This window comes from Brachybacterium sp. AOP25-B2-12 (assembly GCF_052378625.1).
Classification (GTDB): Bacteria; Actinomycetota; Actinomycetes; order Actinomycetales; family Dermabacteraceae; genus Brachybacterium.
In genome coordinates, this window is sequence record NZ_JBQSXW010000005.1 from 64172 (window position 1) to 77172 (window position 13001).

Here is a 13001-nt window from a genome sequence, read left to right on the forward strand (position 1 = left end):
ATGCCTGACGAGAACAGCTACGGATGGGAGACCCGTCCGCAGGCTCCCACCCCCGACCACAGCACCGCCCCCGAGCAGGGCCCCGCCCCCGAGCATCGCCCCACCCACGCGGCCGACGGCACGGCGGCGCAGGGCACGGCCTTCACCCCGGCCTTCACCCCGGCCCCCGCACCGGTCCGCACCCGCCGCGGTCCCTCCTGGGCCGGGGTCATCGGCCTCGTGGCCGCGGGCGGGATCCTGAGCTCGGGCCTGACGCTCGGCGGGGTGCTCGGCTACGACGCCCTGACCGACACGGGCGGCCCGGTCGCCAGTGCGAGCGCCCCGGCGACCGCCGGCGGCACGGCCGCGCGCACGGCCGCCGCGACCGGCAGCATCGACTGGGAGACGGTCGCGTCGGCGGTGTCCCCGAGCACCGTCGCGATCACGGTCGCCACCACGCAGGGACAGGCCGAGGGCACCGGGGTCATCCATGACGCGCAGGGCGACATCGTCACCAACAACCACGTCGTCGCGGGCGCGCAGAAGATCTCCGTGCGCCTGGCCGACGGGCGTGCCTTCTCCGCGAGCGTCGTCGGCACGGACCCCTCGACCGACCTCGCCGTGATCCGGCTCGAGAACCCTCCGGCGGACCTCAAGCCCGCCACCTTCGGCGACTCCTCGCAGGTGACCGTCGGCCAGCCCGTCATGGCCGTCGGCACCCCCTTGGGCCTGGACAACACCGTGACCACCGGCATCATCTCCGCCATCCACCGCCCCGTGAGCACCCAGGGGGAGACGGGCGCGACAGGTGCCGAGGGCAGCGGCGATGCCGCCTACACCTCCGCGCTGCAGACCGACGCCGCCATCAACCCCGGCAACTCCGGAGGCCCCCTGGTCGACGGCTCGGGCACCGTGATCGGGATCAACTCCTCGATCGCGGGCCTGGCGAGCACGGAGGCGACCCAGGAGACGCAGTCCGGCAGCATCGGCCTGGGCTTCGCGATCCCGTCCTCGACGGTCACCCTCATCACCGATCAGCTCATCGAGCACGGCACGGCCCAGCACGCGCTGCTCGGGGTGACCGCCTCGGACGGCGACCAGGACAGCCAGGGCGCGAGCTACAGCGGTGCCCTGGTGCGCTCGGTGGTCGACGGCGGCCCCGCCCAGCAGGCGGGCCTGCGCCAGGGTGATCTGGTGCTGTCGGTGGACGACGTGCCGATCGGGGACGCCACGGGCCTGACGGCGTACGTGCGCAGCCTCGCGGTCGGTTCGACCCACGAGGTGAAGTACCTCCGGGACGGCACCGAGGCGACGGCGTCGGTCACGCTCAGCCAGGCGAGCTGAGCCTCAGGAGCCCAGCGCCCTCAGCGCCGACAGCACCGGACGGGTCTTGGCGAGCGCCTCGGCGTGCTCGGTGACCGGGTCGGAGGCGGCCACCAGGCCGCCTCCGGCCTGGAGCCGCAGGCCCCCGTCCTCGAGCAGATGCGCCATCCGCAGCGCGATCGCCCACTGGCCGTGCCCGTGGGCGTCCATCCAGCCCACGGGGGCCCCGTAGCCGCCCCGGTCGTGGGCCTCGAGCTCGGCGATGATCTCGTCGGCGCGCTCGCGCGGCGTGCCGCTGACGGCCGCCGAGGGATGCAGCACCGAGGCCACGTCCAGGCTCGTCACCCCCGGACGCAACCGGGCGCGGACGTCAGATGCCAGGTGCTCGAGCCCGGGCAGGCGCAGCACGAACGGCTCGGGGGACGCGACCACGTCGTCAGCGACGGCGGTCAGCGCCCGGGTCACGGAGTCGATCGCGAAGGTGTGCTCGGCGCGCTCCTTGGCGTCGGCGCGGAAGGCCCGCCGTTCGTCCTCGGCGAGCTCGCCGCCGTCGGCGACCGGACGCGTCCCGGCCAGGACCCGGCTGAACACGCGCCCGCGCTCGGTCTGCGCCAGCATCTCCGGGGTCGCGCCCACCACGTCCCCCACCCGGTACGCCCACGTCGAGGGATAGCGGTCCGCGAGGCGCCGTACGAGCGCGGAGGGATCGACGGGACCCGACGTCGTGACCTCGGTCGTCTCGGACAGCACGACCTTCTCGGCCTCTCCCGCCCGGATCCGGCGCACGGCCTCGGCCACGAGCCCCTGGTACTCGTCCGGGGTGTGGTCGGGGTCCACGTCGACGTCGACCCGTTGGCCGGGAGGGGTGCTCGTGAAGAGGTCGCGCCAGGAGGCCGGACCTGCGGGCTCGTCGGACCGGCGGATCGTGGTCCAGAAGGCCTCGCCCTCGCTGATGCCGAGCACGGCCCGCGGGACGACGAGCATCGAGGGGCGCGCGGAGGCGTCGGCGTAGGAGAAGGTGCCGAAGGCCATCGGCCCGCTGCCGGGCCTGTTGACCTCGTCCTCGACATCCGCATCGGCCACGAGCGCGCGGAAGGATCGCGAGGCGTCGGCGAAGCGGCCGGGGCCCGAGGAGAGGAGGACCGCCGTGCGGCCCACCGCCACGAAGCCCCGTCCCTGGTGCAGCCAGGCCGCGGTGGCACCCGGAGACAGGTGCGCCGGCAGATCGACGCCCTGCTCGATGCGGGTGCTGCGCACCACGAGCCGGGAGCCCTCGGCGGGGTCGGATCCGGGGTGCGCGGCGCGAGGTCGCGGGCGGTGTGGGGTGGACATCACCGGCCATTATGCGACACGCCCCGGCCGTCCTGGACTTCCGACCCCGGGCGGACCAGCATGGTCCGGAGCCCGGCACGGGCGGCTGTCCGCCCCTCCCGGTGCGGCCAGACCTCGACCCCCGGAACGGAAGCTCCCGCGTGACCTCAGCCAGCACCGATCGCATCACCTCGCCGTGGGTGATGGGCGGCATCGCGGCCCTGGGCGCCCTGGCCGTGGGGCTGGCGCTGTGCATCGTCCCGGCGCTGGCCGCGCAGCTCGGCGCCTCGAACTCCTCGCTCACCGTCCTGGGTGCCGTCCTGCTGGGCATCGACGCCTTCGTCCTCGGGCACGGGGGAAGCCTGGTGATCACGGGGGGAGCCGTGCCCGGTGCGGTGTCGATCCCGCCGCTGGGCCTCATGCTCGTGCTCCTGGCCGTGACCGCCGCGCCCATGCGCCGCATGGGTCGCGCCCTGAGCCTCGTCACCGGCGACGGCACGCTGCGCACCCGCGCCGTCCGCGACGCCGGGTCCGCGCTGGCGGCCTTCGTCCTGGTCTACGGGGCAGGAGGCCTGCTCGTCGCGGCGATCGGACGCAGCGAGCTCGTGGAGCCCGTGGTCGCCTCGGCCGCCCTGGCCTGTGCGCTCGTGGCCGTCCTCGGCGGGATCATCGGCCTGCTGCTGGGGTTGCGCGCCTCGGCGGCGCGCCTCGGCGCCCGGGTGCGGGTCCTGGACCTCCTGCCCTCGCCGTACGACGCGATCGCCCGCGCCGCCGGGATCGCGGTCCTGGCGATGCTCGTGGGCGCCCTGCTGCTGACCCTCGTGGCCGTCGGGCTCGGCGCAGGGCGCATCGGCGCGCTGTGGACGGAGCTGGATCCCGGGATCGTCGGCGGCATCGTGCTCGCCCTCGTCCAGCTCGCGCTGCTGCCCCTGTTCGTGGTCTGGACGCTCGCAGTGCTGGTGGGCGGGACCTTCACCGTCGGGACGGGCACGGCGGTCTCGCTCGCCGGCTCCCAGACCGGCCTCATGCCCGCGCTCCCGCTGCTGGGCGCCATGCCCGGACCCGGGGCGTTCCCCGGGGCCGTGTGGGCGCTGCTGGCGGTGCCGGTGATCGCCGTGGGGCTCGGGGCGGTGCGTCTGGCCCGCGACGTCGCCGGCGGTGCCGTCGGCACCCGGGTCCTGGCCTGGTGCGGCTATGCCGGCGTCGTGGTCGTCGCCGTCCTGCTGCTGCTGGGGCTGTCCGTCGGGGGGATCGGCACCGGTCGCCTGGCCGTGCTGGGACCGGACGTGCTGTCGGCGGTGCCCACCCTGCTGGGGATCGTCCTGGGCGCCACGGCGGTCGTCGCGATCGCCCTGGACACGCCGCTGACCAGCTGGGTGCGGGACCGCTGGCGGGGTCTGCGCACGCGGGTCGAACGGGCCGAGGCGCTCGAGCGACCGACCTCCGGGGACCGCGTGGACGCCACGGAAGGGGCGCTGGACGCGGATCGTGCGCAGGACGCGGACGACACGCGCGACGCCGATCCCGACCGGGCGGCAGCCCCGTCCGCGGACCGGGACTGACCCGCACGCGGATCGGGACCGACCTGCGCACGCGCCGGGGCTGAACTGCGCACGGGCCGGTGCCGAACTGCACGTGGGCCGGTGCCGACCCGCCGCCGGGCCGCGTGCCCGGACCCGTCCACCCTCAGGGGCGGCCCGTCCCCACGTACGTCCACCCGGCCGCCCGCCACGCCTGCGGATCCAGGGCATTGCGCCCGTCGACGATGATCGGCTGGGCCACGATCTCGCGGGTCGCCACCGGATCCAGCGCCAGGAACTCGGGCCACTCGGTGCCCAGGAACACCAGCTCGGCGTTGCGCAGGGCCGCCTCGGCGGAGTCCCGGTGCTTGAGCACCGGGAAGCTGCGGCGCACGTGCTCCATCGCCGCGGGATCGTAGATCCGCACCTTGGCGCCGCGCAGCGCGAGCTTGTCCGCCACCGCGAGCGAGGGGGAGTCCCGGATGTCGTCGGAGTCGGGCTTGAACGCCGCTCCGAGCACCGCGATCCGCCGCCCCGCGAGCACCCCGTCCAGGGCCCGGGTCACCCGGTCGGCGGCCCGCTCGCGCGCCCGCGCGTTGATGAGGTCGATCTCCCGCAGGAACGTCAGGGAGTCCTCGGCGCCCAGCTCCCCGGCACGTGCCATGAACGCGCGGATGTCCTTGGGCAGGCAGCCCCCGCCGAACCCGATCCCCGCATGCAGGAACTTCCGGCCGATCCGGTCGTCGAGCCCGATCGCGTCGGCGAGCACCGTGACGTCCCCGCCGGTGCGGTCGCACAGCTCGGCCATGGCGTTGATGAACGAGATCTTGGTGGCCAGGAACGAGTTGGCGGCGACCTTGACCAGCTCGGCGGTCTCGTAGGTGGTGAGGATCCTCGGGGCGCCCTCGGTCAGCTGCGGGGCGTAGACCGCGTCGAGCAGGGCGACCGCGTCCCCGGACTCGTCGGCATCGGCCACCCCGTACACCAGCCGATCGGGATGCAGCGTGTCCCGCACCGCGCGTCCCTCGCGCAGGAACTCCGGGTTCCACACCAGCTCGATCGGCGTGCCGCCCGTGCGTCCTGCGGCGACCGCCTCCGCGAGCCGCCGAGCCACCTCGCGGGCCGTGCCCACCGGCACCGTCGACTTGCCCGCGACGAGCACAGGGGCCTCGTCCCGGCGGGACGCGGCCGCGCGGGCGAGAGCCTCCACCGCCGCATCGAGGTGGGAGAGGTCCGCACCGGTCCCGTGGACGCGCTGCGGGGTGCCCACCGCGAGGAACTGCACCGCGCAGTCCGCGGCGTCCGCGGCTTCGGTCGAGAAGCGCAGGCGCCCGCTCTCGACGTGCCGGGCCAGCAGCTCCGGCAGCCCGGGTTCGACGAACGGCGCCCGCGCCGCCGCCAGCCGCTCGATCCGGGCGGGATCGACGTCGATCCCGATCACGTCGTGGCCCGCCTCGGCCATGCAGGCCGCATGGACCGCCCCGAGATAGCCGCAGCCGATCACACCGATGCGCATGCATGTCCCTTCGCGAGCCGTCGCACGGCCCTGAGTGCTCGGAGGCCGCCGGTGCGACCTGCCGCCCCGCGGAGGCTAGGGCGACCGGATGGCGGCCGCCCCACCACGGGGTGACCAGCGGGCTTCGCGCAGGCCACCACCGGGTGACGAGATGCGAACGGGACCGGCCGCAGGGATGCAGGTCACGTACTCTGGGGCGGTGATCGCAGCGCCTCCCGTCCCCGTCGTCGTCCTCATCTCGGGCGCCGGCAGCAACCTCGCCGCCCTCCTGAGCGCGGCCCGGCGGCCCGGCGCACCGTTCGCCGTCGTGGGGGTGGTCGCCGATGTGGAGGCCCCGGGGCTGGACCACGCCCGCGAGGCCGGGATCCCGACCCGCGTGATCGCGCTCGCCGATCACCCGGACCGCGCCGCCTGGGACGAGGCGCTCGCCGCCGCCGTCCGCGAGCTCGCGCCGCGCCTCGTGGTGCTCGCGGGCTTCATGCGGATCGTCGGCGCCCCGCTGCTGGACGCCTTCGGCGGACGGATCATCAACACCCACCCCGCGCTGCTGCCGTCCTTCCCCGGCGCGCACGGCGTCCGCGACGCCCTCGCGTACGGGGTCAGGATCACCGGCGCGTCCGTGATCGAGATCGACGCCGGCATCGACACGGGCCGCATCCTCGCCCAGCGCGCCGTCGAGGTCCTGCCCGAGGACACCGAGTCCTCCCTCCACGAGCGCATCAAGGCCGTCGAGCGCGACATGCTCGTCGAGGTGGTCGAGGACCTCACCACCGGCACCTGAACCGTGCCGCGCCGACGCCGCAGCCCCGCAGCACCCCTGAACGCATCCGCACCGCCCGACCCCAGGAGCATCGTGACCGACCGCAACCCCATCCGCCGTGCCCTCGTCTCCGTCTTCGACAAGAACGGGCTCCCCGAGCTCGCCCGCGCGCTCCACGAGGCGGACGTCGAGATCGTCTCGACCGGATCCACCGCCGCCCGGATCCGCGAGCAGGGCATCCCCGTCGCCGACGTCTCCGAGGTCACCGGCTTCCCCGAGATGCTCGACGGCCGCGTCAAGACCCTGCACCCCGCGGTCCACGCCGGCCTGCTCGCCGACCGCCGGCTCGAGAGCCACCGCGCGCAGCTGGCCGAGCAGTCGATCGCCCCGTTCGACCTGGTCGTCGTGAACCTCTACCCCTTCGAGGAGACGGTCGCCGCGGGCGGCACCGACGCCGAGATCATCGAGAAGATCGACATCGGCGGCCCCGCCATGGTGCGCAGCGCCGCCAAGAACTTCGCCTCCGCCGCCGTGATCGTGGACCCCGAGGACTACGTGCGCGCCGGGCGCGCCGCGCGCGCGGGAGGGTTCTCCGCCGAGGAGCGCCGCGAGCTCGCGACGATCGCCTTCGGCCGGATCGCCGAGTACGACGCCGCGATCAGCGACTGGATGCTCTCGCGCCTGGACGACGAGGCCGACGAGGCCCTCGAGGAGGACGTCGCGGCGGCCGAGGCGGCCGGCGGCGAGGACGCCTTCCTCCTGGACATGGACGACGAGGCCGCCGCCGAGGCCGGCCTGCGCACCCTGCGCTACGGCGAGAACCCCCACCAGCGGGCCCGCGTCGCCGTGATCGACGACGACGCCCCGGGGCTGGCCGGTGCCGAGCAGCTCGGCGGCAAGGCCATGAGCTACAACAACTACGTCGACGCGGACGCCGCCGTGCGCGCCGCCTCGGACCACGACGCCCCGTGCGTCGTGGTCATGAAGCACAACAACCCCTGCGGGATCGCGGTCGCCGCCGATGGCGAGGACATCGCCGCGGCCCACGCCCGTGCCCACGCGACCGATCCCGTCTCCGCGTACGGCGGCGTGATCGCCGCCAACCGCGTCGTGACCGCGGCGATGGCCGCGCAGGTCAAGCCCGTGTTCACCGAGGTGATCCTCGCACCCGGCTACGAGGACGAGGCGCTGGAGATCCTGCGCACCAAGAAGAACCTGCGCATCCTGCGCACGGCGGTGCGCCCCCGCGGCGGGGTCGAGATCCGCCAGATCTGGGGCGGCTCCCTGATCCAGGACGCCGATGCCCTCCAGGCGCCCGGGGACGACCCGTCGAGCTGGACCCTCGCCGCGGGCGAGGCCGCCGACGCGGCCACCCTCGCCGACCTCGCCTTCGCCTGGCGCTCCATCCGCGCCGTGAAGTCCAATGCCATCCTGCTGGCCGCAGACGGTGCGGCGGTCGGGATCGGCATGGGGCAGGTCAACCGCCTGGACTCCTGCCGCCTGGCCGTGACCCGGGCGAATGCGCTGGGCGAGCACGCCGAGGGCCAGGTGGCCCCGGAGCGGGCCCGCGGGGCGGTCGCCGCCTCGGATGCGTTCTTCCCCTTCGCCGACGGCGCACAGATCCTCATCGACGCCGGGGTGCGCGCCATCGTGCAGCCCGGCGGGTCCATCCGTGACGAGGAGGTCGTCGCCGCGTGCGCCGACGCCGGCGTCACTCTCTACCTCACCGGCACGCGGCACTTCGCGCACTGAGCCCCGCGTCCCGGGGACAGCGCGTCCCGGGACCTCCGAAAGGATCGATCGTGAGCCCCACCAATCTCTTCAGGCCCGACAACACGAGCCTGCGCGAGTTCATCGAGCAGCTCCGCGACGAGGGGTACACCGTCGCCGACGGCCACACCCCGGATCCCGATCTCATCGATCCGCACGGCAACCCCGTCTACACCTGGCAGGAGGGGTACCCGTACGACACCCGCATGGACCGCGACGCCTACGAGCTCGAGAAGTACCGCCTGCAGATCGAGCTGCTGAAGTTCCAGTACTGGCTCGAGGACAACCACAAGAAGGCGATCATCATCTTCGAGGGCCGCGACGCAGCCGGGAAGGGCGGCACGATCAAGCGGTTCACGGAGCACCTGAACCCGCGGACCGCGCGCACGGTGGCCCTGAACAAGCCGAGTGACCGCGAGCTGGGCCAGTGGTACTTCCAGCGCTACATCCAGCACCTGCCCACGGCCGGCGAGATGGTCCTGTTCGACCGCTCCTGGTACAACCGTGCCGGCGTCGAGCGCGTCATGGACTTCTGCACCGACGAGCAGTACGAGCGGTTCATGAACCAGGCGCCGCAGTTCGAGCGGATGCTCGTGGACTCGGACATCCACGTCACCAAGCTGTGGTTCTCCGTCTCCCAGAAGGAGCAGCGCACGCGGTTCGCGATCCGGCAGCTGGATCCGGTGCGCCGCTGGAAGCTCTCGCCGATGGACCTCGAGTCCCTCGGACGCTGGGAGGACTACACGCGGGCCAAGGAGGAGATGTTCCGCCGCACCGACAAGCGGTACGCGCAGTGGACCATCATCCGCTCCAACGACAAGAAGCGCGCCCGGATCAACGCGATGCGCTTCTTCCTCTCGCAGTTCGACTACGAGGGCAAGGACGACTCCGTCGTCGGCAGCCCGGACCCGCTGCTGGTGATGCGGGGCAAGAAGGAGGAGGCCGACGAGTGAGGGAACGGCGGGCGCCCCCACCGGGCGCCCGCCGTCGTCCCCCTCGCCGTCGGGCGCCCCTGCCGTCAGCTCGGACCGGTGGACCGTCAGCCCTGACCGGTGGAGCCGCCGCCGTCGCTCGCGGGAGCGCTCGGGGCGATCTCATGGGTGACCAGGCCGTGCATGTAGTGCTTGCCGGCCCACATCTGCGCCTGGCCGATCTCGGAGGCCGTCAGGATCGTGAATCCGCCCGCGGCCAGGTCGTCGAGGATCTGCGGCACCGCCTGGACGCTCGTCGGATGGATCTCGTGCATCAGCGCGATGACGCCGCGCGCGGCCCCCGAGCGCATCGCGTCGATGTTCTTCTGGACGTTCTTGGTCTTCCAGTCCAGGGTGTCCACGTCCCAGATCTGGGAGCTCTGGCCCAGCGCGCCCACTGCGTCGTCGACACGGTCGTTGCGGGCGCCGTACGGCGGACGCATGACGAACGGCGCGCGGCCGGCGGCCTGGGCGATCGCGTCGCTGGGCTTGGTGACCTCGTCGATCAGCTTCTGCCCCGACAGCGCCGAGAGCTGCTTGTGCGACCACGAGTGCTCGCCGATCTCGAAGCCGTTGGTCGCCGTGCGCGTGCACCACTCCGGGTACGCGTGCACGGACTGGCCGATCATGTAGAACGTCGCGGCGACGCGGTGCTCGTTGAGCGTGTCGCGGAGCTTCTGGTTGAGCTCGGGCGAGGGGCCGTCGTCGAAGGTCAGGGACAGCGCGTTGAGCCGCGTGGCATCGGGTGCCGGGACGGGGGAGGGGCGCACGCCCGCCCCGGACAGCGGAGCCAGCTGGGACACGGGCCCCGCGCCGTCGCTGTCGCGGGCCTTGGCGGCCGGGCCCACCTCGGGCGGGTCCACGTAGACCTTGTCGCCGTTGGTCGAGCCGTCCCCGGGCACGGTCACCCGGGAGGGATCGAATCCTGCCGGGGCGGCGACCGCGGCCGCGACGGCCTTGCCGTCCTCGGACAGGAGCGCCGGGACCTGGGCCGTGTCGAGGACGACCTCGGCCTCGGTGCGCGTGCCGCTCACGGAGGCCGCCGGGAACACCACGTGCAGGGCGCCGTCGGCGTCGAACAGCAGGCTGGGGCCGTTGCCCCACGGGCGCGGCTGCTCCTGGAGCTGGGAGGCGACGCTCGATGCGTCGAGCCCCTCGACGTCCCCGGCACCCGACGCGACGGCCTTCTCGAACGCCGGCCACTGCTCGGTGGCGATGAGCCCCGGGGAGGTGAACGCACGGTCCCCGTCGGCCCGGTAGTAGAGGACCGAGGCGCCGCGGGCCGTGCCCTCGGTGACCTGGAGCGCGGCGCCGAGCACATCGGCGCCGGCGGCGATCACCTGGCCCGTCGCCGTGAGCTCGCCCGCGGCCTCGCCGGCCCAGACGTGCTCGCGCAGCACCTTGTTGACCGCGACGTCGAGCGCCTCGGAGATGCCGCGTGCGCCGGGCACGCGCGGGAACGCGACCGCGACGGGCTCGGAGAGGGCCGAGAGGTCGATGGTGGCGAGGTCGGGGACATGGGCGCCCTGGTCGGGCAGGGTGTCCAGGATCCGCGGTGCCTTCGTGGGCTCCTCGCTGGGGTCGCCGCCGCCGAAGAGGCCGCCCCCGCCGTCGGAGGCGGAGCTCCCGTCGCCGCCGAGACCGTTCACGACGGCCCAGCCGGCGCCGCCGACCGCGACGACGCCGAGCGCGGCGCCGCCGATGAGGACGCCGCGGCGCCCGGTACGTCCCTCGGGGGCGCGCTCGTGGCGCCCGTTGGTCTGGTCGGAGTGCGTGCCCCCGGGCGTGGTCATCCTCGAGCCTTCCGTCGTCCGTTCCCGTGTCACCGGGCTCTCCCGGCGGTCCGGACCGCCTCCACGACCTTACGACCCCGGGTGCAGCCTCCGGGGGGATCGGATCCCGGAGTCGTCCCGGACCCCCGTCCCCGGGGCTACTCGGCCGCGGCCGTCCCCTCGGCGACGCCCTGGTGGGTGACCTCGCCGGAGTCCGTGGCGCCCTCGTCCAGGGCGGGGATCGATCCGGTGGCGGTGGGGCGGTGCGGTGAGGTCATGAGGCGGGGCGACAGCAGGCGCTCCAGGTGCGCGACGTCCAGCAGCCCCTCCTCCACGACGAGGTCGGCCACGGGACGTCCCGAGCGCAGGGCCTTGGACGCGATGTCCGTCGCACTGGCATAGCCGAGCACGGGGACCAGGGCGGTGACCAGGCCGATCGACGTGCGCACGGTCTGGTCCAGCACGTCGCCGTTGGCGGTGATGCCCCGGATGCAGTGCTCGGTCAGCGTGCGCATCGCGCGGGTCATCACCCGCACCGACTCGAGGATGTTGAAGGCGATGACGGGCTCGAAGGCGTTGAGCTGGAGCTGTCCGGCCTCGGCCGCGAAGGTGACCGTGAGGTCGTTGCCGATCACCTCGAAGGCCACCTGGTTGACCACCTCGGGGATCACGGGGTTCACCTTGCCGGGCATGATCGAGCTCCCGGGCTGCACCGGCGGCAGGTTGATCTCGCCGAACCCCGCGCGGGGGCCCGAGGACAGCAGGCGCAGATCGTTGCAGATCTTCGAGATCTTCACGGCGATCCGCTTGAGCACCCCGGAGAACGTCACGAACGCGCCGGTGTCGCTGGTGGCCTCGACGAGGTCGCTCGAGACCTGGAACTCGATGCCCGTCAGCGCGCTCAGCTCGGCGGTCGCGCGCTGGGCGTACCGGGGGTCGGCCGTGATGCCCGTGCCGATCGCCGTGGCTCCCAGGTTGATCTCCTGGAACAGCCGTGCCGTGCGGGTGAGCCGCTCGACGTCCTCGTGGACCGTGGTGGCCCAGGCGTCGAACTCCTGGCCCAGCGTCATCGGCACGGCGTCCTGCAGCTGCGTGCGACCCATCTTGAGCTGGTCGTGGAACTCCTCGCCCTTGGCGCGCAGCGCCTCGATGAGCTCGTCCATCGCGGTGGCCAGCGCCGGGAAGGACAGCAGGATCCCCAGCCGCACCGCCGTCGGGTACACGTCGTTGGTGGACTGGCCGAGGTTGACGTGGTTGTTGGGGTGGAGGTGCTCGTACTGGCCCTTGGCGTGGCCCAGGAGCTCGAGGGCGCGGTTGGCGATCACCTCGTTGGCGTTCATGTTGGTGCTGGTCCCGGCGCCGCCCTGGATCACGTCCACGACGAACTGGTCGAGCAGTGCACCGCCGGCGATCTCGGCGCATGCCTCGTCGATGGCCCGGGCCCGCGCGTCGTCGAGCGCGCCGAGGGCATGGTTGGCGCGCGCCGCGGCACGCTTGACCAGGGCGAGCGCCTCGATCAGGCGCGGGAAGTGCGCGAGCGGGACGTCCGTGATCCGGAAGTTCTCCTGCGCGCGCAGGGTCTGCACGCCGTAGTAGGCCTCGGCGGGGACCTCCCGGTCGCCGAGCAGGTCGTGCTCGGTGCGCGTCTGGGTCATGACGGATCGTCCTCCTGGAGGTTCGCGTCCCGTCCGCATCGTCGCAGGCCGGGAACACCAACCCTAGTCCGGCGGGGGTGCCCGTACGATGGGGCGGTGCCCGATCGCGCCTCCCCGTACACCGTCCGCGCCGCCCTGCGGCGTCAGGCGGTCCTGCTCGTGGCGCTCCCGGTCCTCGTGGTGATCGTCGTGATCGGCGCCCTGGGCCACGCTCCGCTGGCGGGCGTGCTGCTGGCCGCCGAGCTCGGCGGCCTCGCCCTGGTGCGGGCGGTCCTGCCCGTGCGCGCGGTCGGCGCGCTCGCGGTCCGGCACCGGCCGATCGATGTGGCCGTGCTGCTGGCACTGGCCGTCGGCCTGCTGTTCCTCGCGGGCTCGCCGAACCTCTGACCCCAGCGGTCCGACATCAGCGCGCCGCCCCCGGGCC

General features: G+C 73.7%; 10 protein-coding genes. 6 read left to right on the forward strand and 4 right to left on the reverse strand.

What is annotated here, in order from left to right:
- Positions 1 to 1323, forward strand: coding sequence for a S1C family serine protease (locus ACT3TZ_RS05280; RefSeq protein ID WP_444582348.1), 1323 nt, complete (start codon positions 1 to 3; stop codon positions 1321 to 1323).
- A gap of 3 nt (positions 1324 to 1326) precedes the next feature.
- Here the strand turns inward: ACT3TZ_RS05280 and ACT3TZ_RS05285 are convergent, their stop codons facing one another.
- Positions 1327 to 2634 carry an isochorismate synthase gene (locus ACT3TZ_RS05285; protein ID WP_444582349.1) on the reverse strand — a complete coding sequence of 436 codons (1308 nt, stop codon included), beginning with the start codon at positions 2632 to 2634 and terminating at the stop codon, positions 1327 to 1329.
- Between the two features lie 140 nt (positions 2635 to 2774).
- On the opposite strand from ACT3TZ_RS05285, the gene ACT3TZ_RS05290 reads away from it, so the two are divergent.
- Positions 2775 to 4175: a cell division protein PerM gene (locus ACT3TZ_RS05290; RefSeq protein ID WP_444582350.1), complete on the forward strand. Its 1401-nt coding sequence runs from the start codon at positions 2775 to 2777 to the stop codon at positions 4173 to 4175.
- 124 nt (positions 4176 to 4299) lie between these two features.
- Here ACT3TZ_RS05290 and ACT3TZ_RS05295 read toward each other — a convergent pair whose 3' ends face one another.
- A complete protein-coding gene (locus ACT3TZ_RS05295; RefSeq protein ID WP_444582351.1) occupies positions 4300 to 5649 on the reverse strand; it encodes a UDP-glucose dehydrogenase family protein in 1350 nt (449 codons plus the stop codon).
- A gap of 175 nt (positions 5650 to 5824) precedes the next feature.
- Here ACT3TZ_RS05295 and purN point away from each other — a divergent pair, with 175 nt between their 5' ends.
- The 3 genes from purN (at position 5825) to ppk2 (ending at position 9132) form a co-directional block, all read left to right on the forward strand.
- Positions 5825 to 6430: a phosphoribosylglycinamide formyltransferase gene (purN, locus tag ACT3TZ_RS05300; RefSeq protein ID WP_444582352.1), complete on the forward strand. Its 606-nt coding sequence runs from the start codon at positions 5825 to 5827 to the stop codon at positions 6428 to 6430.
- 72 nt (positions 6431 to 6502) lie between these two features.
- Positions 6503 to 8161 (forward strand): bifunctional phosphoribosylaminoimidazolecarboxamide formyltransferase/IMP cyclohydrolase, encoded by a 1659-nt coding sequence (purH, locus tag ACT3TZ_RS05305; protein ID WP_444582353.1) that lies wholly within the window; start codon positions 6503 to 6505, stop codon positions 8159 to 8161.
- Between the two features lie 50 nt (positions 8162 to 8211).
- Positions 8212 to 9132: a polyphosphate kinase 2 gene (ppk2, locus tag ACT3TZ_RS05310; RefSeq protein ID WP_444582354.1), complete on the forward strand. Its 921-nt coding sequence runs from the start codon at positions 8212 to 8214 to the stop codon at positions 9130 to 9132.
- An 86-nt stretch (positions 9133 to 9218) separates the two neighbouring features.
- Here the strand turns inward: ppk2 and ACT3TZ_RS05315 are convergent, their stop codons facing one another.
- Both ACT3TZ_RS05315 and ACT3TZ_RS05320 read right to left on the reverse strand, forming a co-directional pair.
- The gene (locus tag ACT3TZ_RS05315; protein WP_444582355.1) at positions 9219 to 10943 is read right to left on the reverse strand and encodes a polysaccharide deacetylase family protein; all 1725 of its coding nucleotides are present in this window, start codon (positions 10941 to 10943) and stop codon (positions 9219 to 9221) included.
- A gap of 137 nt (positions 10944 to 11080) precedes the next feature.
- A complete protein-coding gene (locus ACT3TZ_RS05320; RefSeq protein WP_444582356.1) occupies positions 11081 to 12577 on the reverse strand; it encodes an aspartate ammonia-lyase in 1497 nt (498 codons plus the stop codon).
- 96 nt (positions 12578 to 12673) lie between these two features.
- On the opposite strand from ACT3TZ_RS05320, the gene ACT3TZ_RS05325 reads away from it, so the two are divergent.
- On the forward strand, positions 12674 to 12964 hold the full coding sequence (locus ACT3TZ_RS05325; RefSeq protein WP_444582357.1) for a DUF3017 domain-containing protein: 291 nt from the start codon (positions 12674 to 12676) through the stop codon (positions 12962 to 12964).
- Positions 12965 to 13001: the final 37 nt, after the last annotated feature.

Excerpts from the sequence above, each read along its gene's own strand:
- ACT3TZ_RS05315 (WP_444582355.1), bottom strand. The coding sequence starts at position 10,943 with ATGACCACGCCCGGGGGCACGCACTCCGACCAGACCAACGGGCGCCAC.
- ACT3TZ_RS05295 (WP_444582351.1), bottom strand. The coding sequence starts at position 5,649 with ATGCGCATCGGTGTGATCGGCTGCGGCTATCTCGGGGCGGTCCATGCG.
- ACT3TZ_RS05320 (WP_444582356.1), bottom strand. The coding sequence starts at position 12,577 with ATGACCCAGACGCGCACCGAGCACGACCTGCTCGGCGACCGGGAGGTC.
- purN (WP_444582352.1), top strand. The coding sequence starts at position 5,825 with ATGCAGGTCACGTACTCTGGGGCGGTGATCGCAGCGCCTCCCGTCCCC.
- ACT3TZ_RS05285 (WP_444582349.1), bottom strand. The coding sequence starts at position 2,634 with ATGTCCACCCCACACCGCCCGCGACCTCGCGCCGCGCACCCCGGATCC.
- ACT3TZ_RS05280 (WP_444582348.1), top strand. The coding sequence starts at position 1 with ATGCCTGACGAGAACAGCTACGGATGGGAGACCCGTCCGCAGGCTCCC.